18 protein-coding genes are annotated in these 19,371 nt (G+C 66.5%); 11 read left to right on the top strand and 7 right to left on the bottom strand.

Going from position 1 to position 19,371, the window contains the following annotated elements:
- Positions 1-22 precede the first annotated feature (22 nt).
- Positions 23-964, top strand: a complete 942-nt coding sequence (gene pip, locus M9921_09040; protein ID MCO5296990.1) for a prolyl aminopeptidase — start codon at positions 23-25, stop codon at positions 962-964.
- On the opposite strand, the gene M9921_09035 is transcribed toward pip, so the two are convergent.
- Positions 936-2,672: an alpha-L-fucosidase gene (locus tag M9921_09035; protein ID MCO5296989.1), complete on the bottom strand. Its 1,737-nt coding sequence runs from the start codon at positions 2,670-2,672 to the stop codon at positions 936-938. The two genes, pip and M9921_09035, sit on opposite strands and share 29 nt — an antisense overlap.
- Positions 2,673-2,744: 72 nt before the next feature.
- Between M9921_09035 and M9921_09030 the strand changes: the two genes are divergently transcribed.
- The 6 genes from M9921_09030 (at position 2,745) to M9921_09005 (ending at position 7,995) form a co-directional block, all read left to right on the top strand.
- Positions 2,745-3,722, top strand: a complete 978-nt coding sequence (locus M9921_09030; protein ID MCO5296988.1) for a metallophosphoesterase — start codon at positions 2,745-2,747, stop codon at positions 3,720-3,722.
- A 7-nt stretch (positions 3,723-3,729) separates the two neighbouring features.
- A complete protein-coding gene (locus M9921_09025; GenBank protein MCO5296987.1) occupies positions 3,730-4,521 on the top strand; it encodes a hypothetical protein in 792 nt (263 codons plus the stop codon).
- Positions 4,522-4,578: 57 nt separating this feature from the next.
- On the top strand, positions 4,579-5,514 hold the full coding sequence (locus M9921_09020) for a prepilin-type N-terminal cleavage/methylation domain-containing protein (protein ID MCO5296986.1): 936 nt from the start codon (positions 4,579-4,581) through the stop codon (positions 5,512-5,514).
- Positions 5,514-5,669 carry a hypothetical protein gene (locus M9921_09015; protein MCO5296985.1) on the top strand — a complete coding sequence of 52 codons (156 nt, stop codon included), beginning with the start codon at positions 5,514-5,516 and terminating at the stop codon, positions 5,667-5,669. Before M9921_09020 ends, M9921_09015 begins: the two co-directional genes overlap by 1 nt.
- Before the next feature lie 86 nt (positions 5,670-5,755).
- On the top strand, positions 5,756-7,177 hold the full coding sequence (locus tag M9921_09010; GenBank protein ID MCO5296984.1) for an alpha-L-fucosidase: 1,422 nt from the start codon (positions 5,756-5,758) through the stop codon (positions 7,175-7,177).
- Positions 7,178-7,257: 80 nt separating this feature from the next.
- Positions 7,258-7,995, top strand: a complete 738-nt coding sequence (locus M9921_09005) for a YwiC-like family protein (GenBank protein ID MCO5296983.1) — start codon at positions 7,258-7,260, stop codon at positions 7,993-7,995.
- A 56-nt stretch (positions 7,996-8,051) separates the two neighbouring features.
- Here the strand turns inward: M9921_09005 and M9921_09000 are convergent, their stop codons facing one another.
- Positions 8,052-8,675, bottom strand: a complete 624-nt coding sequence (locus tag M9921_09000; GenBank protein ID MCO5296982.1) for a hypothetical protein — start codon at positions 8,673-8,675, stop codon at positions 8,052-8,054.
- A 35-nt stretch (positions 8,676-8,710) separates the two neighbouring features.
- Here M9921_09000 and M9921_08995 point away from each other — a divergent pair, with 35 nt between their 5' ends.
- Complete coding sequence (locus tag M9921_08995; protein MCO5296981.1) at positions 8,711-9,241, top strand: hypothetical protein; 531 nt, start codon at positions 8,711-8,713, stop codon at positions 9,239-9,241.
- Positions 9,242-9,278: 37 nt separating this feature from the next.
- Here the strand turns inward: M9921_08995 and M9921_08990 are convergent, their stop codons facing one another.
- Entirely contained in the window at positions 9,279-11,021 is a 1,743-nt protein-coding gene (locus M9921_08990) for a hypothetical protein (GenBank protein MCO5296980.1), read from the bottom strand.
- Between the two features lie 89 nt (positions 11,022-11,110).
- Here M9921_08990 and M9921_08985 point away from each other — a divergent pair, with 89 nt between their 5' ends.
- Positions 11,111-11,680: a DUF1080 domain-containing protein gene (locus tag M9921_08985; protein ID MCO5296979.1), complete on the top strand. Its 570-nt coding sequence runs from the start codon at positions 11,111-11,113 to the stop codon at positions 11,678-11,680.
- Positions 11,681-11,714: 34 nt separating this feature from the next.
- Here the strand turns inward: M9921_08985 and M9921_08980 are convergent, their stop codons facing one another.
- Genes M9921_08980 through M9921_08970 form a run of 3 tightly spaced genes read right to left on the bottom strand, consistent with a single transcriptional unit; the run spans position 11,715 to position 14,190 of the window.
- A complete protein-coding gene (locus M9921_08980; protein MCO5296978.1) occupies positions 11,715-13,121 on the bottom strand; it encodes a hypothetical protein in 1,407 nt (468 codons plus the stop codon).
- Positions 13,118-13,942: a 50S ribosome-binding GTPase gene (locus M9921_08975; GenBank protein MCO5296977.1), complete on the bottom strand. Its 825-nt coding sequence runs from the start codon at positions 13,940-13,942 to the stop codon at positions 13,118-13,120. The genes M9921_08980 and M9921_08975 overlap by 4 nt, the downstream gene beginning before the upstream one ends.
- Complete coding sequence (locus M9921_08970) at positions 13,930-14,190, bottom strand: ferrous iron transport protein A (protein ID MCO5296976.1); 261 nt, start codon at positions 14,188-14,190, stop codon at positions 13,930-13,932. The genes M9921_08975 and M9921_08970 overlap by 13 nt, the downstream gene beginning before the upstream one ends.
- A gap of 85 nt (positions 14,191-14,275) precedes the next feature.
- Here M9921_08970 and mntR point away from each other — a divergent pair, with 85 nt between their 5' ends.
- Together mntR and M9921_08960 are read left to right on the top strand one after the other, a co-directional pair.
- Positions 14,276-14,683 carry a manganese-binding transcriptional regulator MntR gene (gene mntR, locus M9921_08965; protein ID MCO5296975.1) on the top strand — a complete coding sequence of 136 codons (408 nt, stop codon included), beginning with the start codon at positions 14,276-14,278 and terminating at the stop codon, positions 14,681-14,683.
- A 41-nt stretch (positions 14,684-14,724) separates the two neighbouring features.
- A complete protein-coding gene (locus M9921_08960; GenBank protein ID MCO5296974.1) occupies positions 14,725-15,261 on the top strand; it encodes a redoxin domain-containing protein in 537 nt (178 codons plus the stop codon).
- Positions 15,262-15,346: 85 nt separating this feature from the next.
- Here M9921_08960 and M9921_08955 read toward each other — a convergent pair whose 3' ends face one another.
- A complete protein-coding gene (locus M9921_08955; GenBank protein ID MCO5296973.1) occupies positions 15,347-19,003 on the bottom strand; it encodes an Ig-like domain-containing protein in 3,657 nt (1,218 codons plus the stop codon).
- Positions 19,004-19,371 lie beyond the last annotated feature (368 nt).

Below are 19,371 nucleotides of genomic sequence, written 5' to 3'. Positions count from 1 at the left end.
GACTCGGTAACCTCGACGGGTGATGCGCGACGCCGACGGGCGATACCCACCGATCGAGCCGTTCGAAACCGGAATGCTCGACGTGGGCGATGAGAACCTCGTCTATTGGGAGCGGTGCGGAAACCCGCAGGGGGAGCCGGTGCTCGTGGTGCACGGCGGGCCGGGTTCGGGATGTTCGACCAACCAGCGGCGTGCGTTCGATCCGGAGCGGTGCCAGATCGTGCTGTTCGACCAGCGCGGATGCGGGAGGAGCACTCCCCATGCGAGCGATCCGGCCACCCGCATGGAGTGCAACACGACCCACCACCTGATCGCCGACATGGAGCGGCTGCGCCGGCATTTGGGGATCGAGCGGTGGCTTCTGTTCGGAGGCTCGTGGGGGTCGGCGTTGGCGCTCGCCTACGCGGTGAGGTTTCCGGAGAGGGTTCGTCAGATCGTGCTCGTCGATGTGACCACGGGCTCGCGCTCGGAGTACGACTGGCTGTACCGCGGCGTGGGGATGTTCTTCCCCGAGGCGTGGGAACGGTTCCGCGCGGGAGCACAGGACTCGGATATCCTGGCTGGCTACGCCCGCCTGATGGACAGCGAGGACCCCGACGTGAGGGACCAGGCCGCGCGCGACTGGTGCGCGTGGGAGGACGCCGTGCTCTCCCTCGAACCGCACGGGAGTCCAAACCCTTATGGCGACCGCCCCGACGCCGCCCGTCTCGCGTTCGTGCGCATCTGCGCCCACTACGCCGCGCACGCCGCGTGGTTGGAGGACGACCCGCCGTGGCACCGCTTGGCCGGCATCCCCGGGACGCTCATCCACGGGCGTCTGGACATGAGCGCGCCTGCCCGCACCGCGTGGGACCTCGCCCAGGCGTGGCCGGAAGCGACCTTGCACCTCGTGGAGGACGCCGGCCACAAGGGAAGCCCGACCATGCAGGCCCTGCTCAACGAGGCGTTGGACATGCGGGCATGATTTTGAGTTGGATTGCCCGGAGATTCATGGGCTTCCACCCCTGCGCCACGGGGCGGACGACCAAGGTGTTCTTGCCCGCGACCACGGGAAACGTTCCGAGATTCACGGTTTGGTACGTGTCGTACGAGCCGGTGGCCGGCGAGTCGAACCGCACCGTCTTGCCGCCCAACGTCACTTCGAACGCCGCCGAGGCGGGAGCGGCGATCTCGGTGGTCGCGGCCACATTGCCCGCGCGAGGGGCGGTGAACGTCCACTCCGCGGTGTCCTTGGGATCGGTCCAGAACCCGAGGTTGGGTTTGCCGCCCCGCTGTTCGGACTGCAACCCGCCGTGCAGGGTGGCGTCGTCGGGACTCAGCGCCAGTGTCCCTTCCAACTTGAGCACCAGCTCGGGCTGCTCGACCACCAACGCGCCTTTCACCATGAGCTGGATCGTGGTGGAAACCTTGTCGGGCGCCTGGGCCGGCACGTCGACCTCGACCCCTTCCGCCGTGTTGCGGCAAGCCAGTTTCGTTCCCCCCACCAGCAGCGAGGCGCCTCCGACCGGGGACCGAAGGCCCGGCACGAGCAGCTTCCCGTTCGTCGGCCAGTCGAACACGTGGAGGTACAGCGCCGCGCCATCCTTGCCGAGCACCTTGGTGCACCGGCCCCATGACAGCTTCTTGAACGGACTTGCGGTGGTCGCGTAGATCGCCGAGCCGTTCTGTTTCATCCACGCACCGACCGCCGCGAGCCGCTCGACGGAGGGAGCGGGAATTTCGCCGAGCGAGGTTGGGCCGACATTGAGCAAGAAATTGCCGCCTTTGCTGGCGATATCGATCAGGGTGCGGATGAGGGTCTCGCTCGATTTCCAGTTGTGGTCCGTGCTCTTGAAGCCCCATGTGTCGTTCATGGTCATGCAGGTCTCCCAGTCGCGGCCGGGATAGCCGGTCGCCGGGACGAACTGTTCCGGGGTCTCCGTGTCGCCCATGTAGCCCCCTCCGAGCCGGTTGTTGGTGATGATCCCGGGCTGGAGCTTGAGGAGGGGAAGAAGGAGATCGGCGCGCTCCTTGGTCATCTCGTAAGGGGTGTCCCACCAGAGCACCGAGATCTTGCCGTAGTGGGTCAGGATCTCCTTGACCTGCGGCACGGCGACCTTCTGGATGTACTCGGTCATGTCGCGGTCTTGTTTGGGATCCCAGTGACCGCCCGCCGCCGAGCCGCCATTGTTCCAGTCCTGGGCTTGGCTGTAGTAGAAACCGAGCCGGATGCCCTCGCGCTGGCACGCGGCGGCAAGCTCTTGGAGCGGGTCCCGCCCGAACGGGGTGGCCTTCACGATGTTCCAGTCCGACGCCTTCGAATCGAACATCGCGAACCCGTCGTGGTGCTTGGACGTGATCACGATGTACTTCATGCCCGCGTCCTTGGCGATGCGCACCCACTTCTCGGCGTCGTACCGGGTCGGGTTGAACTCCTTGGCGTACGCGCGATAGCGGTCCACCGGGATGCGGGCCTGGTGCATGATCCACTCCCCGATGCCGCCGATGGGCTTGCCGTCGTAGACGCCGGCCGGGACGGAGTAGACGCCCCAATGGATGAACATGCCGAAGCGCGCTTCTCGGAACCACTTCATGCGGGCGTCGCGCTGGGCGGCGGTCTCGTTGGCGTACGGGTCGGGGCTCGCTTGGGGGGTCAGGACAGCGACCAGCGCAATGGCCAAAAGCGCACTCATGGCGCTACGCTACCCTGCCCGCTTCCTCCGGCAGCGCCGGGTGGTACTTCGAGGGAGGGTAGCCTCCGGCGTATGAAACGCTTGGTCGCCTTCGTCGCCCTGTGCAGCGTGGCCGCTTGCTCCCCCGCCCAGAAGTGGAGTTTCGTCGTAGCGGGCGACGGTCGAGCCGACACGCGCACCGAGCGACCCGAGGACAAGGACGGCATCAACGTCGTCATCGGCAGCGAGATCGCCCAAGCGGTGCTGGCTGAAAAGGCGAAGTTCCTCGTGTGGACGGGGGACCTCGTCTCGGGATACGTCAAAGACCCTGCCGAGGCCGAGTCCCAGCTTCGCGCGTGGGTACGCATGATGAAGCCGGTGTACGACGCCAAGATTCCCGTGCTGCCGTGCCGAGGGAACCACGACGCGGGCGACGTCGACTCCGCGGCGATTTGGAACAAGGTGTTCTCGGGCGAGCGGGCGTTGCCGATGAACGGGCCCGCCGCGGAGAAGGGGCTTACCTACTACTACGGGAAGGGCGACGTGCTGATGATCGCCTTGGATCAGTACGGGGCCCGCAAAGAAGAGATCGAGCAGCCTTGGCTCGACGGGGTGCTGGCCAGGTACCGGAAGCCCTTCATTTTCGCCTTCTCTCACGAACCGGCCTTCATGGATGGCGCGCACAAGGACACCATGGACGCCAATCCCGTGGCGCGGGACCGGTTTTGGAACAGCCTCATCGATGCTGGCTCGCGGGTCTACTTCGGGGGGCACGACCACCTGTACGACCACATGACGATCGTGCGCGAGGGGTCCCAACCCGGTCCCGTGTTGCACCAGGTCACCGCCGGGACCGCCGGCGCCCCGTTCTATAAGAAGGGCGACTACACGGGCAAGAACGAAGGCTGGAAGCTGACGCGCGTGAAGAACATCACCGACACGTACGGCTACGTGCTGGTCACCATCGACGGCAACACGGCGACCGTCACCTTCAAGGGGCGCGTCGCGCCAGGCAAGTACGTGGCCATGGACACCTTTTCCTTTACCGGATCGAGGCGCGCCGGCCGCTGAGGAACCCGTGCAGTCGACGCTTCTCCACGCAGCAGGGGCCCACGCGCTCCGGATCTTGTTCGTCGGCAACAGCCTGCTGAACTTCAACGACGTGCCGGCCACGGTGGCGAAGATGTTGCAGAGCGACGGCTCGGGACGCGCAGTCACCGAGTCCCACGTGTTCGTCGGGCACCTTGAAGACGTCGCGCCTGGAAGCGCGACGGACCGCGAGGTGCGGTCCGGAAAGTTTGACGTCGTGGTCTTGCAGGCGGCCATGGTCAGCTCTTCGGGGAAGATCTCCTATCCCCAGACGCGCGCCATCGCGATGGCGAAGGCGGCCCGCACGAAAGGGTCGAGGACGCTCCTCTACGTGGAGTGGCCGAGGCGCGGAGTGGACGAGACGGCCTTCACCTTGGGCGTCTACCGCGGCATCGCCCAAGCGTCGGGCGCGGAACTCCTGCCGGTCTGCGATGCGTGGAACGCCGTCCTTGCCGCGGAGCCAAAGTTCGAGCTCTGGTCCCCCGATGGAAACCACGCGCTCCCGCTCGGTTCGTACCTCGCGGCTTGCTGCGTCTATTTCCGGTTGGCTGGCGTTCAACGGACGCCCGCGTACGTACCCGCCGGCTTGGACGCCCAAAAGGCGCGGACGGTCTTGGAGCGGTGCCGCGCGCAAGAGAAGGACCTTCGGACCAGACGGGAGCTGGTTTGGCCCCCGGAACACGCGCCCCCTTTCGAAAAGAGCGCCCGAGGGCGTAGAATTGTCGGAAGTGGGGCCGTGCGAAAATCGATTCGAGGGCCCAGCTCCTCTGAACTTTGGTAATATAGTTGGGCCATACTGGTTTCAAAAGTCTGTGAACCCAAGGAGAATCCCGAAAGAATGAAACGTGCCTTTACCCTCATCGAATTGCTTGTCGTGATCGCGATCATCGCGATTCTGGCGGCCATCCTCTTCCCGGTTTTCGCTCAAGCCAAGACCGCGGCGAAGAAGGCCGTCTCCATCTCCAACCAGAAGCAGATCGGTCTGGCCGTCATCATGTACGCGTCGGATTACGACGATATCTATCCTCGGAACGACGACTGCATCTTGAACGGCGCCCTGAACACGGCTCTCAACACCTTCGCGCCTGGCTCGGACCCCTCGTCCCGGTGCAACGGGAGCGATGCGGCCCACCCCTACGCGTTCCGCGTCAACCACTACAAGTGGCAGGCATGGGTGTTGCCCTACACCAAGAACGTCGCGCTCTTCTTCCACCCGGCGATCGACAAGAACGCCGCCAACTGGGACAAGAACGGCGAAATCATGAACTCGTACGCGCTCAACCTCGCATTGACGGGCGCCCTGAACACCTGGCCCAACTACTCGGGCAACGGGGCGTGGCGGGATCCCTTCCTCGGTGGAACCAGCACGGCCATTCCCTACCCGGCCGAGGGCTGGCTGATCATGGAACTGGTTGACCCGACGGTCAGCTTCGCGCCGGTGTTCCTCGACAGCTCGAGCGGCACCTCGCACCGCACCGCCTACCCGTTCGCGATCCGCGAGGCCTGGGCGACCAAGTTCTACACCATCGACACCAACTGCAACGTCTCGAACCAGTTGGACAACTCGAAGGTGCCCTTCGCGGGTGCGATCAACCTGAGCTTTGCGGACGGGCACACGAAGTCCATCTCGATCGGCCAGTTCCTGGCGAAGACGCCCTCCGCCGCCGAGTACCAAGTCAGTTCCCGCCCCGCGTGCGGACTGGGAAGCGGCGCGTGGACGGTTTCCGCGAAGCCGGTTTGGACGCAGTCGTGGCCGCTTTGGTCGCTCCAGTAATGCGCAGGTTCTTGCTTTTGGCGCTGCTCGTTTGGGTCGCCGTCGGATGTTCCGGCGGCGGCGTCTCGGAAGAGACGGCGAAGCAGCAGAAGGACATCGAGAACAAGGTCAACGCCAAGCAGGAGATTCCGCCTGGCGAAGGCCCCGCGTACTGAGCTTGCACCTCCTCGTCGGACTCGATCCGACGGGGAGGTTTGGCTTGGGGCAGGTGGCGAAGCGCCCAAGCTACAATGCGGACACCGTGATCTCACTCCTTTTCAGCCTCCCCTTTCCGCCAAACGAGCCCCCGGTGGCGCGCGACGTGCCGCCGGTCGAGGCCGGAGAGTTCGGCGCCCTGGAGGCGAGCCAGGAGTGGACGCGCCCCAGCGATCCCCTCGTCCTGAAGAAGCTGGAGGAGTGGCAGGACCGAAAGCTGGGCATTCTCCTCCACTGGGGGACCTACAGCCAGTGGGGGATCGTCGAGTCGTGGAGCCTGGTCACCACGCGCCACCCTTGGAACAACCGTCCCGCACCCTACGCGAACCTTGACGACCGCGCGTACATGAAGGTGGTCGAGGAGCTTGCCACCACCTTCAACCCGGTCCGGTTCGATCCCGACAAGTGGGCGCGCGCCTTTGAGGATGCGGGCGTGAAGTACGTGTTCTCGATGACGAAGCACCACGACGGCTTCTGCATGTGGGACACGAAGCAGACGGAGTACAAGATCACCGCACCCTTCGTGCCGTTCCACAGCGACCCGCGCGCCGACACGGTCAAGCGGATGACGGAAGCATTTCGCAAGCGAGGGCTCAGCTCCGGGCTCTACTTCTCGAAGGCGGACTGGCACAGCCCCCACTACTGGTTGCCCGAACTCGGACCGGGCAGCGGGCAAGGCCCCAACTACGAACCTTCGCAGCACCCGGACGAATGGCAGAAGTTCAAAGAGTTCACTTGGAGGCAGGTGGAGGAGCTGATGACGGGCTACGGAAGGCAGGATGTGCTTTGGCTGGACGGCGGGGCCGTCCGTCCTCCCAACGCGGCGATCGATATGGACGGCCTCGCGGCGATGGCGCGCAAGCACCAGCCCGGCCTGCTGGTGGTGGACCGCACCGTGGGCGGAGCGAACGAGAACTACGTGACGCCGGAGGGGTCGATTCCCGACCACTATCTGCCGTACCCCTGGGAGACGTGCATGCCGATGGGCACCTCGTGGCCGTGGCGCCCAAACGACGACTTCAAGAGCGTGGGCACGCTGGTGCGCAACCTGTGCCGGATCGTGGCGCGGGGCGGGAACTACCTGATCGGCATCGGTCCCGATGGGAGCGGCGAGTTCGATCCCGTCGTGTACGAGAGATTGAAGGGCCTCGGGGAATGGATGAGGTCGAACGGCGAGGCGATCTATGCCACGCGTCCGCTCGCTCCGTACGAGGACGGTCCGTGCGTGTTCACCCGGGCGAAGGACGGAACGATCTATGCGCTCGTGCTGGCAGGGAACGACACGGAAGGCCTCCCGGAATCGGTGGTTCTGCCCAAGGAGATCGCGTCGAGAGTGTCTCGCGCCGAGCTGGTGGGGAAGGGTCCGCTCCGATTGGGCGCGGATGGACGCCTCGTGTTCCCGTCCGGCATTCGGGACGACAGTCGGGGCGGATCGGCCTGGGCGGTCCGGTTGACGCCGAAGGATTAGGTGAGTCCTTGGCCGTCTCCGCTTCGCAAAGGCCTCGTCTGAAGCCCATTCTCCTCCCCGCCGAGCATGGGGGCTGGGGCTTGATCGGCGCACCGTTGCTTCTTGGGCTGCTTGTGGCGCCCTCGCCCGCCGGAGGGTGGGTGGCACTGGGGGCGTTGGGTATGTTCCTTGCCCGCCAGCCGCTCAAGATCGCCGGCAAGGACCTGGTGCAGGGCAAACGCTTCCCTCGAACGCGGTGGGCCTTTGGCTTCGGTGTGGGACTGCTTTGCGTCGCACTCGGTGCGCTGGCGTTCGCCATTGCTGGGAGTTCGAAGCCGTTGTGGTTGCCCCTTCTGGTGCTGGGCGTCCTCTCGTGCATCCAGTTCGGCCACGACGTGATGGGTCGGGGCCGAAGCGCCGTGCCGGAGGTTGCCGGGGCGTGCGCCGCCGCGACTTTCGCTCCCTTGATCGCCCTGGCAGGCGGGGTGTGGGAGCGGGAGGCGTGGCTCCTCGGAGCGGTGCTTGCCCTGCACGCGCTGCTGGCCGTCGTCTACGTGTCATCGCGCCTCGCGCTCGTCCGGGGTGGTTCGCCGTCCGTGCCTGCCGTCTGGGTGCTTGCAGCGGGAGCCACGGCCCTGGCGGCGGCGATGGTGGCTTTGGGGTGGGCCCGCTGGCCGCTTCTGGCGGCCTTCGCGGTGCTTGCGGGTCGCGCGCTGTGGGGCGTTTCTCGGTGGCGGGCGGAGGTTCGGCCGCAGGTCGTGGGGTTCCAGGAGACCGGCTACGCGTTGGGGTTGGTGCTCTCGACGGCTCTGTTCGCCGGGATCGCGTCGTCTGCGTAGCCGCGGGGCGCGGTTGGCGGCGACACTGCCCGAATTCCAGCACCCGATTGGAAGAGTCAGCGCAGCAAGAGCCAGGTGATGAACGCACCGCCCAATCCGCCGAGCGCGATGCCTGCGCTCAGCGACCAGAGGAAGAACCGCAGCCTTGGAAGGGGCGTTCGGAGCCGCGGGGAACGGGGCGGATCGAGTCGGACTTCCGCAATGGGGAACTCCTTCATCGAGCCCCAACCGTCGGACACGCTGACGGATCCCTGCCGCTCGTCGTAGCTGATCACGGTGCTCGTCCACCAGCCCCAGTCCGGCCACTGGCACACGATCCGTTGCCCGGGCAGAAACGTGCAGGGCTGGGTGGCCAGGGGGCCGACCGTCCGCTCGCCGCCCTTGACGAACCTCACGCGGATCGAGCTCTCGGCGACCTCGAGCACCTCCGCCACGTAGTACTTCCCGTCCGCCGATTCAGCGAACACCCAATCGCCCACAACGGCGGGTTCCGCCCCGCCGTGGACGCGCTCGCGCAACGCCTGGAGGACGGCCTGCCGGGAGAGGCCGGCCTCCTCGGCCGCGGCGACGATGCTCTCCAGTTCCGTCCCGTCCGCCTTGGGCCCGTGAGCCTCCATCTGGATCTCGCCGGCTCGGGCGAGGACCTCCCTGATCTGTTGCTCGTTGAGATGCGTGTCCACTTGCTTCTTCCCGTACGAGGCGGACTTCGAGCCGGTTGCGCGCGGGACTTCCCCGACAGAACCTCGCCGCCCTCAACGGCCTCGCCGACCTCCTTCGCAAGGGGGGTTACTGGACGACGGGGCGCCCGATCGAGGCCGATATCGCCCAGACCTTGCGCGAGTTGTTCGAGTCGCTGGCATGGGCCGACGGGCGCCTGCACATCGACGAGTGCTGGATGTTGGATGCGCTTTTGGAAGAGGACGCGTCGCACGGGGGGCATCTTCGGGAGGCGATCGCCACGCAGCCCGCTCCGGAGGCCGGTTCGTTCCGCGTACCTGGTTGCGTTGCCGCCGCGGCGCTTCACGACGCGGTGCGGCAAACACGGATTCGCGACCTGATCATCAACCATCTCGAGAACCTTGGGATGCTCTTTGTGATGGCGGACTCGCAGACGACGCATGAGGAGATGGAGGCGTTTCGCGCGCATTTCGCCAAGTTGCGGAAGATCGGAGCCACGCCCATCCCCGAGCCCGCGTTCGAGGAGGAACGTCCCTTCAAGAGGGGCGCTCCCCTGATCGAGGTCTAGCACGGCGGGCATCGGGTGATGGTTCCCGATTGTGGGTTTACTGCTTTCCGCCGCCAGGGATCGGCCCCAGCGCGATCGAATACTCCGCTTTCGCTCCTTTGCCCGTCAGCACGATCACATAGGTGCGAGTCTCGTCGACCTTCAGGATGCCATAGCGGTTGTGTTCGTCCACCTGCTGTCGTTGAAAGTCCGATGGTCGGCCCTTCTCGTCGTAGATGGCCACCCCGTACTCCCAACTGCTGGAGGCCCAATGCACCAGAAGCGGCGCGTCGGGAGTGGCTGTGAACTTCCAAACCTGGATCTCTCCCTCGCCGATCGTTCCCTTTGCGGCGGTGGTTCGACCGAACTCCTTCGAGTGGAAGACCGTGCGATCGAGCGCGTAGGCGCCTCCTCCTCCGTCGCCCAGGCAAGCGACCGCCACCAGATACCGCCCGGGCTTCTGGACGGTCATGCGCCACGAGTCCGAGGTCTGATCCGGTGCGGCGACGCTTCGACGGATTTCGGCGAGGTCGGGGTCGCGCACGACGATCTGTTGCGCGAAGGGGACGGCGCGGGCTTCCAAGCTCATGACATCCCCGGCCTGGGCGTCAAAGGACCAGTAGTCGTTGTCTCCGATACGAAGCGATCCCGTGTTCGGTTTGCCTTCGACGAACTCGGCGGCCGCGGGTTTGAGGGTCAGCGAGAACGACTGATCCGCGGGACCCGCCGCGTTGGTGGCGATCCACAGTTTCGCGTCTCGGCGGGCGCGGAACACGACTCGGCGATTGTCCCTGGCCCGGGCGGGCAGGAGGTCGAACGCCTCCCCGGGGGAGGGGCCCTTCCACTGGGGAATCAGGGGGTTGGTTTCGGGTTTGGAGAGATCCACGCCCGAGAAGTCCGGGGCCTCCGCAACCATGAGCGCGCAGTCGAGGTGGAGATGGGGCGCCGTCGCCTCGAGCAGGTCGCCCGCCTTCACGGAGACCTCCCACAAGGCGGGCGTGTTGGTGGGGGCGCTACCGGTCCGGGTCGCGCCGTTGGTGGACAGCGGGTTTGGGACGATGGTGCGCGTTCCGATCCGGACGCGGCCGTTTCCGCCCCGGTAGCCGTAGGGGTTGGCCATGACGTAGTAGTCCCCGGGCGCGGGCGCGATGAGCGCCCGGATGGCGGGACTGATCGGTGCGGCGAAGCTGGGCGAGCGTTCGGGCAGGCCGTTCGGAACGATCACGAGTCCGAAGTTGAAGTTGATGTAGTTCGCCTGACCCCGTTTCTCCGCCACGAGATCTTTGACTTGTCCCGCCTGCATGGGAATCCGGACGAGAAAGGGCTTCGTGGCTTCCACCACGCCTTCGACCACGGTGTCCGGAGGAACGTCGAGCGAGACGTAGGTGGTGTGGCGCGAGAAGAACTGCCCGCCGGCCTTGTTGTTGTAGCTTCGGACGCGGAGTGCGTAATCGCCGTCGCCGCCGCAACGCCACATCAGCAGCGGGCGCTGATCCCCGGGGTAGCGATCATCGTTGCTCGCCAGCACCTTGCCTTGGTCGTCCACCACCTCGAGTGCGGGATCGAACGCATCGCTGCGTGCCTCGGCGAACACGACCTGTCCGGCCTTGAGCTTCAGGGGCCACTCGTTGTACTCCCCCGGCGTGAGGATGCTCTTGTTCTCGTCGCCGTTGAGATACTGGCCGACAAGGCGGTCGATGGTTTGGGTGGTCGCGTCCATCCGGGGCCCTTGGTTGCCTCCCTGTTGGGTGATCGCTAGGGCGCAAAGGGGAAGGAGGGTGATTGCCGGTGTAAGTCTCATCGTGGGGTCTCCACGAGATAGGACGGCAGCGGCGGGGAAGAGGTGACGCCAGTGGTCGCGCTCGTGGGGGCCATGGGTCACAATGGACCATGCTCGCAGCTTTGCTCTTTTTCGCCAGCGCCGACAAGATCTTCGACGGCAAGACTTTGAACGGATGGGAGGTCGTTGGCGGCGGCCAATGGACCGTCGACGGAGGCGTTCTGAAAGGGCACTGCGCCCAGGCCGACGAGCAGGGGGTGCTGATCTACGAGAAGCCCGTCCGCGACTTCGAGGCGAACCTCGAGTTCCGGATCTCCGGCGGCAACAGCGGCTTCTACTTCCGTGCCGAGCGGATCAAGGAACAACCCCTGGTCAAGGGGTTCCAGGCGGAAATCGACGCCATCGAGGACGTGGGTGGCATCTGGGAGACCGCGGGGCGAGGCTGGGTGTTCAAGCCAAACGCCGAGGTCCACGCGAAGGCGAAATTCACCCCGGGGCAGTGGACGAAGATGGAGGTGAGCGCGGTCGGCAGCCACTACACGGTGAGGCTCAACGGCGCGACGATCACCGACATCGACGATCCGCAGGGCCGCAAGGAGGGTGTAGTGGCGCTCCAACTGCACGGCGGGATGGACATGACCGTGGAGTTCCGGAACATCTACCTGACGCGTAGGAACTAAGCGCGACTTTCACATTGGGTGGCCGAAGCCTCCCCTAGGCCCAGCCCAGAAGTCGGGCCAGGGACGCCGTCGCGAAACACACGAGGAACGCGAGCGCAAGCGGCAACAGAGCCGAGAGCGCCGTCCACTTCTTGCTTCCCGTTTCTCGGTAGATGGTGAGGAGGGTGGTGCTGCAGGGGTTGTGGAGCAGGCTGAAGAGCATGAGGTTGACGCCGGTGAGCAACGTCCATCCCCCCACCTGCTTGAGCACCTGCGACGTCATCTGCTCGTCCAACTCGAGCATCACTCCCTGGCTCGCCAGTCCCGACCGCGCCAGGTTGAGCGTGAGCATGAGAATCGTGGGGATCACGATCTCGTTGGCGGGGATGGCGACGATGTAGGCGACGAGGATCACGCCGTTCAGCCCAAGGGCGAACCCGAGCGGATCGAGGCCGGTCACCATCCAATCGGCCAACGAGCGCCCGCCGAGCGAGACGTTCGAGATGAGCCAGATCACGGCGCCCGCCGGGGCGGCCATCACGACGGCGCGCCACAGCACGATGAGCGTCCGGTCGATGATCGACGTCGCCAAGGTGCGCAGGATACGTGGTGGACGATAGGGCGGGAGCTCCAGCGCAAACGTCGAGGCCTCGCCTTTGAGCAATGTCTTGCTCAAGAACTTCGACATAAGCAGCGTGACCACCACGCCGAGAAGTGCGATCGCCACGACGCTGCCTGCGGCGACAACCCCGGCGATCGCTGGCGGGGCCGTCGCTCCGATGAAGATCGTTCCCACGAGGATCAGGGTGGGCCAGCGGCCGTTGCAGATCGCGAAGTTGTTCGTGAGGATGGCCACGAGCCGTTCGCGGGGGCTGCCGATGATGCGGGTGGCCACGACGCCCGCGGCGTTGCATCCAAACCCCATCATCATCGTGAGCGACTGCTTGCCGTGGCCGCCCGCCCAACGGAAGGCACGGTCGAGGTTGAACGCGACGCGGGGCAGGTAGCCGAAGTCTTCCAACAGCGTGAACAGGGGGAAGAAGATCGCCATCGGCGGGAGCATCACGGAGACGACCCAAGCTGTGGAGAGGTAGACGCCGTCGATGAGCAGTCCGCTGAGCCAGGGCCACATGCCGATGGCGTCCGCGCCGTGGTGCAGGGTGTCGTACAGCCGGTGCGTCAGCAGTTCGCCAAGCATCGCGGAGGGGACGTTCGCGCCTTCGATCGTGATCCAGAAGATCAGGGCGAACAGCACGCCCATGGTCGGGAGCCCCCAAACGCGGCTCGTGAGCAGGCGATCGAGGAGGAGGTCGAGGTGCTGCTTGCTCCGTTGGCCGTCGCGGGTCACGGCTCGATCCGCGATGCGGCCGGCTTCGGCGAACAGGGCTTCGACCACGCGGTCGTGCCGGTCGTCCTTGCCCTGCGCCCGGTTGCGCGCGACCACTTCGGCGAGGCGGCTCAAGCGTCTCTTGCCTCCGGCATGCCTTCGGCGGGATGACTGATGCGGCCCAGCGTCCCCTCGTCGAGCTCCCTTTGGATGCTCGCATCGCCCTCGAGCAGGCGCAGCGCCACCCAATGGGCGTTCGGCAGGTTCGGATACTCGGCCAGCAGAGCCTCGGAGATCTCCGCAATCGCGTTCTCGGTGTCCTCGTCGTAGCGGAGCACGCGGTGGGGGGCGCAGGCGATCTCGCCGTCGAGGACGCCGACCACGGTGCTCGTGAGTTCGGTGATGCCCTTGCCTTGGCGCGCGGCCATCGGCACGACGGGCACGCCGAGATCTCGGGCAAGAGAGCGGTGATCGATCTTCAGCCCGTTGCGCTCGGCCTCGTCCATCAGGTTCAGGGCCACCACCACGCGCGGCGTGATCTCAAGCACTTGGAGCACGAGGTTCAGGTTGCGTTCGAGCGCCGTGGCGTCCACCACGACCACGGTCACATCGGGCTGGCCGAAAAGGAGGAAGTCGCGGGCGATCTCCTCGTCGGGGCTGTTGGAAAGGAGGGAGTACGTGCCGGGCAGATCGACGAGTCGGAACTTCGTGCCGCCCGCCTGGAACGCACCCTCGGCGCGCACCACGGTCTTCCCCGGCCAGTTGCCCACGCGTTGGCGCAGCCCGGTGAGCGCGTTGAAGACCGTGCTCTTGCCCGTGTTCGGGTTGCCCGCAAGGGCGATCACGGCGTCGGCGCCACGGGTGTCCATCCCGGCGCGTTCGAAGGCGCCGGAGGGGCAGCGCGTACAGCCGCCACAGGCGCCGGGGGCGGGATCGGCGATCTTCAGCTCTTGCATCGCTGAACCTCGATGGCTTCTGCCTGGCTGCGTCGGAGCGCCACGACGGTCGACCGCAGGCGAAACGCGGTCGGGTCGCCCAGCGGGCTTTGAAAGATGCGTTCGACCACGGTGCCGGGCACGAAACCGAGGTCGAGCAACGCGCGCCGCTCGGGTCCGACCAGGCCGACGCGCACGATCGTTCCCGCCTCGCCCGGCAAGAGCGCGCTCAGCGGGATCGACGCCACGGTGCCAGCTTCCATAGCCATTACATCATATTATAGCCAAGGCTGGATCAGAACCCAAGGCCTTTCGGCATGCAGCCATGGGTGGAAAGTCGTCTACAATTGGAAGATGGCCCGAACGACGACCTTGAACGGCTTCGCCCGAGCCCGTGCCGCGCACGCGAAGGAGACCGCCGAGGATTACCTCGAGATGGTCGAGGAGCTGCGCGAGGAGCAGGGCGAGGCGCGCGCGGTGGACCTTGCCCGCGCCATGGAGGTCAGCCACACGACCGCCACCAAAGTGTTGGCGCGCCTCGAGCGCGAGGGGTTGGTGACCTCGCGCCCTTACCGCGGCGTCGTGCCGACGGAAGCGGGCCGCAAGATCGCGGAGGAGTCGCGGGAGCGGCACGAGGTGGTCGTGGCGTTCCTCAAGCGTTTGGGCGTGCCGGACGCCGAGGCTGAGGCCGACGCGGAGGGTATCGAGCACCATGTGGGGCAGGCGACCCTTCTCGCCATCCGCCGCTTCCTCACCGGATAGCCCCTTCCCGCGGCCGAGCGCGAGGTGGGTACAGTCCCGTGATGCGACAAACCAAGACTCTTGCAATTGCGGCGATGGTGGCGCTGCTGGTCGCCGGTTGCGGAAAGGACCCGTCGACGGAGGCGTCCGCAACGCCGGAGACCCAGGGCCGCACGGTGCCGACCTTGGCGTCTCTCGCGAAGGACGGGCCCGCGTTCCTCTACTTTGCGAAGAAGGACTGTGGCTCAAATTCGCGGGCGATCCCGCTTGTGCAGAGCGTCTACAAGCCCTACGAGGGCAAGGTGAAGATGCTCGCCGTGGTGAACACGAGCGAGGAGGCCTACCCCGCGTGGAGCAAGCGCTATGGCACGACGCTCGAGCTTCTTCCCGACGAGGCCCTGGAGCTGGTGCGCGAAATGGGTTTTCGGGAGTCGCAGCACTTGGTGGTCGTCGAGAAGGGCGGCCAAGCCCGCGAGATTCCCGGCGGTTTCAGCCGCGAGGCGCTGGTGGCCCTCAACAACGCGCTTGCCGCCGAGGCCGGGGTTCCCCCCGCCCAGCTTGACTTGAGCGACGCGCCCGATGGCGCCGCCTTTGGCTGAAGCTACTAAGAGGCGCCCCGGTCGGGGCGCCCAAACTTCTGGGATGAGGCCCACGCCCGCTGGACGGGCGTGGAACCCAGGGTGTCTAACGTCCGCCGAAGATGCCGGCGCCGTTCACCAGGAGAGTCACCGTGTTGTCCGTGCGGTGCATCCCGCCGGAGTCGATCTTGCTGCGGCGGAACTCCAGCGTGACGATCGACTGCCCCACCAACGTGCCGCCCGGCGACCAGTTGAGGCGCAACGCCACGTCGTCGACGTCGCCCGTCGAGAGTCCCAGCACGTCGCTATGGCGCGCCCGCGACCAGATCGCGCTGGCGCTCACGCCGTGGAACAGCTCGTAGTCGGCCTGGAGGCGCAGGTTGTCCTGTCGGTCGTGCCCGTCGATGAGGTCGAACGTGAGCGGATCCCGATCGAAGCGCGAGACCCCGTTGTCGCTCCAGTCGCCCCGCAGCGCGACGCGCCCGGACTGGTACCCAAGGCCCACTGAGACAAACCGCGTCGTGCGGTCGTTCGGCGTATCATTGAGCGGGTCGTTGAAGTCCTGGTAGTCGCGGTAGCGGGCCACGGAGTACGAGAGCGACGCGTCGACCGGGCCGAACCGGTGGGACGTGCCGAGAGTCCACGTGGAGTCTCGCGTGTCCGCGCCCGGCAATCCCGGCACCAGGGAGTCCCCTTTCGCCTCGGTCTGCTGATAGGACAGTTGCAGGGGAACGAAGTCCGGGATCTGCATGTCGAGGTTCGCGGTCAGCGTGTGTGTATCGCCGTCTGGAACCGAGCTGCCCGCCACGTTCTCCGCGCGCCCGTAACGGACGCTGAGGAACGTGGTCATCCCGATCGGCCCCGAGGCTTCGACATCCCATCCCTGCACGCTGTTCTGCAGCAGTGCCGCGGACGGCGCGAGGTAGCCGGTCTCGGTCCGCCGGTAACGCGCGGTGGCGTTCCAGCCTTGGGGTCCCTTATAGTCGAGCGCCAGTGTCTGCGCATCGCCCGAACTGCGCATGCGCGTGCCCGAGAGCGTCCGGAACGAGTTCTTGCTGTGGGCCATTTCGCCGCGCAGCGAGAACGAGTCGCCCAAGCGGTACCTGCCGATCACGCTCCAGATGTCGGCCTTCACCCCGCTGGCCTGGCCGTAGCCCGTGGCGCCGTAGCTCGAATTGGCTTGTTCGCTGCGCATCTGGACGAAGCGGAGGCCGGTCCCCTCGTTGAACGCGGCGGTCTCGAGCGAGCCCATGGTCACGTCCGGCGAGTTGCCGAAGTTCGAGCGCCCGATCGAGTCGTCCAGGGTCTTCGTGAAGTTGAACTTCAACCCGCCGGCCTGGGCGTTCGCTTGGAACGCGCGCGTGGTCGAGCCGTCGACGGTGAACTCGCTGCCGACGAGCCCGACGTCTCCCGCGGCCAAGTCGTAGCGGCCGTTGCGGTCGCCAAGGTTGCCGAGCAGCGTGCGCACCTCGAACGTCCCCCCTTCGAGCGGACGCGTCGCGGTCACGCTCATGCTGCCTTCCGCCGTTCCAAGCGCTCCTGCGCCCTCGAGGGTGGCGACGATATGGAAGGGATCGTCGTCGTGCAGTTCGCTCTGCAGCAGCAGGCGCAGGCCGTCGGCGACTTGCTCGGTGTTGCCTCCCTCACCCTCTTGGGGAGCGACCTCGAACCAAGAGCGCGCCTCCAACGCCTCGCCATCGGAGGTTTCGACCAGGAGCTGCAAGGTGTGGAGTCCACCCGAAAGCGCCCTCGGCGGGAGCCGGACGCCGGTCTCCCCAAACGTCGCCAGAGCGGAGACGTCGGTGCCGTCGAGCAGGAGGCGCCGTTTGGCCGCCTCGCTGGCGGGGTAGGCGACCATGAGCGCGCTCGGCGCGTCGAGGCGCGCACCCTCGGCAGGTGTGAAGGCGACGCCCTTCAGGGGCTGCCCGAACGCCGTGTGCATCGGGGCGAGCATCGGCGTCGGAGCGGTGGACACGACGCTCACCCGGGAGCTTGGACTCATGGCAAGGAGCCGTCCGTCCTCCGAATAGGCGAGGACCCGCCACTTGAGGGGCCGCCCGGGCATGAGGACGTTGCCTCCGACCGGATCGAGGTCGAGCCTCGGCTCGGAGGTGAGCGCTTGGAACAGGGGCGTTCCCTCGTCGCCTTCGGCAAAGACCTGCACCCGGTACTCCTTCACGCGCGTTGCCGCGAACGGCGGCGCCCAGGCAAAGGCGAGGTGCTTGGCGTCGAGCACGCCGCCCGCGCCCGGAGCGAGCAACGCCAAGGGCTCGGCGCCCGGCTCCAGCTTGATGCTGCCCGGAAAGGCCGCACGGTCCTGCATCGGTTCGTTGGAGGGAGGGAACAGGGGACGGACGGTCCAGAAGAGCGTGTTGGACCCCGCGCCGCGGAGCTTGGCGATCGCATCGGCCGAGAGGGAAGCTGCGGTTTGGGAGGCTCCCAGGACCCTCTGGTGGAAGGCGAGGGTGGAGGCATCGAATCCGCCTGAGGCCGGCTTGCCCTTCGCGTCGAGGCCGAGCTCGGCGAGCGTGGGCGCGATGCCGATCTCGTACCCGGAAGCGCCGGGGACGACTTGCCAGCGCAGCACCACGGGCGCGCCTTTGCCGAGCACCGCTCCAAACGCGGGCGCGACTAAGCGCGGCCGTCCGGACTGGAGGAGCGGCGAGACGGTGAAGTGCGACTCCCGGGACCGCATCGGGTTCGGGGAGAGGATTTCGAGTTGCAGGCGCCGTTCGCCCACATCGACCGTAGGGATCGGACGAACGGTGCCCACGACTGTGGGGCTGCCCGCGTGCACCGATGCCTGGAAGCTCTCGAAGGGCGTCCCGTCGAGCAGCCAGCGGCCGATGACGATGCCGTTGCCCGATGCGGTGATGAGGGCGCGACCCCTCACTTGTCCGCCTTGTTGGACTGCGAGCCCCTCGGTCGGAGAGGAGACGGTGAGTTCGCGGACGACGACCGCGCCGGTGATCGAGCTGATCAGGCGCACCTGGGTGACCGCGACCAGGCCTTGCGCGAACACGGTCCGGTCACCCGGATAGTTGTTGTAGACCGGCGTGTCGGTCAGGCTGCGCAGCGCGTTTCCGTTGGCGTCGAGGCCTTGGAGCACGCGGACCACCAAGATGCGGTCGAACGACGATGCGCGGGCGGCCGCGACCATCGCGGGTTCGATGACGGCCTCGTCGGAAAGGGTGAGGCTTGCGTTGCGTCCCAGGGACTCGTGGAGGGTCCCGTTGAGGCTCAGCAGCTGCGTGCCGTCGGGCAGCAGGTAGAGGGTGCGCGAAGCGCTGAGCGTCGCGCCGATCGGACTGAGGTTACGCACGAGGTAGGTCAAGGGCACCCGCTCGCCCGCGCCGGCCTGCGCGGTGGTGGGGAGCGAGGTTACGACGATGCGCGCGCTGCCTTCGGTGCTGAACTGGAACGTCGTCGGCGGGGCCGCCGGGGACCCGTCGACGTCGCGGACGTTGGAGAAGTCCACGGTGTAGGTCGAGCCTGGGTCGAGGGGAACGAAGGGGGTGAGCGTGATCGTGTGGGCGACGCTGTCGATGGTCTGGCTGCCCAGCACGTTTTGACGCGCGCCCCGGACGACCATCATGGAAGCAGGATCCGGTCTCCCATTGAACGTGAGCTGAATCGTTGTTCCAACCGGCACGTTCGTCGCGCCGGCGGCGGGATTGCTCGCCACGAGCATGAAGCCGCCGGTTTGCGCGTGGACGGCCGCGCATACCGCAAACACCAAGGCGCAGGTCCAACGAACTCGCATGTTGTTCACCTCTGGGTCCCCCCGGTTCCCAAGCTCTATTTCAAGGCCGTGCGCGCCAAGTCCTGCATTGAGGTCGCAGAGGCGCGTGGGGACGTTGCACGCAAAGAACGCAAAGGGCGCAAGGGGGGAGTCTCACGCAGAGGCGCAGAGGCGCGGAGGGGTTGCACGCAAAGAACGCAAAGGGCGCAAGGGGGGAGTGCCTTCGCGCTTCCGGTCATCCCGAGCACGGTCGAGGGATCTGGTTGTCCCAGCTCGTCGGGTCGCAGCAGCGACCTGGTCACGCTAGGCTTCGACCTCCAGATCCCTCGACGTTGCTCGGGATGACTGGGTGATGACAGGGATGGCCGTCTACCGACGTCCCCCCGCGC

The organism is Fimbriimonadaceae bacterium (assembly GCA_023957775.1).
Taxonomy (GTDB): domain Bacteria; phylum Armatimonadota; class Fimbriimonadia; order Fimbriimonadales; family Fimbriimonadaceae; genus JAMLGR01.
Note: the sequence above shows the minus strand (reverse complement) of the source record. Positions and strands in the feature narration are given on the sequence as shown.

Bases quoted from the DNA above. Each gene is read 5' to 3' on its own strand.
- pip (MCO5296990.1), top strand. From the start codon at position 23: ATGCGCGACGCCGACGGGCGATACCCACCGATCGAGCCGTTCGAAACC.
- M9921_09015 (MCO5296985.1), top strand. From the start codon at position 5,514: ATGCGCAGGTTCTTGCTTTTGGCGCTGCTCGTTTGGGTCGCCGTCGGA.
- M9921_08970 (MCO5296976.1), bottom strand. From the start codon at position 14,190: ATGGCTATGGAAGCTGGCACCGTGGCGTCGATCCCGCTGAGCGCGCTC.
- M9921_08985 (MCO5296979.1), top strand. From the start codon at position 11,111: ATGCTCGCAGCTTTGCTCTTTTTCGCCAGCGCCGACAAGATCTTCGAC.
- M9921_08955 (MCO5296973.1), bottom strand. From the start codon at position 19,003: ATGCGAGTTCGTTGGACCTGCGCCTTGGTGTTTGCGGTATGCGCGGCC.
- M9921_09020 (MCO5296986.1), top strand. From the start codon at position 4,579: ATGAAACGTGCCTTTACCCTCATCGAATTGCTTGTCGTGATCGCGATC.
- M9921_08975 (MCO5296977.1), bottom strand. From the start codon at position 13,942: ATGCAAGAGCTGAAGATCGCCGATCCCGCCCCCGGCGCCTGTGGCGGC.
- mntR (MCO5296975.1), top strand. From the start codon at position 14,276: ATGGCCCGAACGACGACCTTGAACGGCTTCGCCCGAGCCCGTGCCGCG.
- M9921_08960 (MCO5296974.1), top strand. From the start codon at position 14,725: ATGCGACAAACCAAGACTCTTGCAATTGCGGCGATGGTGGCGCTGCTG.
- M9921_09030 (MCO5296988.1), top strand. From the start codon at position 2,745: ATGAAACGCTTGGTCGCCTTCGTCGCCCTGTGCAGCGTGGCCGCTTGC.
- M9921_09035 (MCO5296989.1), bottom strand. From the start codon at position 2,672: ATGAGTGCGCTTTTGGCCATTGCGCTGGTCGCTGTCCTGACCCCCCAA.
- M9921_08990 (MCO5296980.1), bottom strand. From the start codon at position 11,021: ATGAGACTTACACCGGCAATCACCCTCCTTCCCCTTTGCGCCCTAGCG.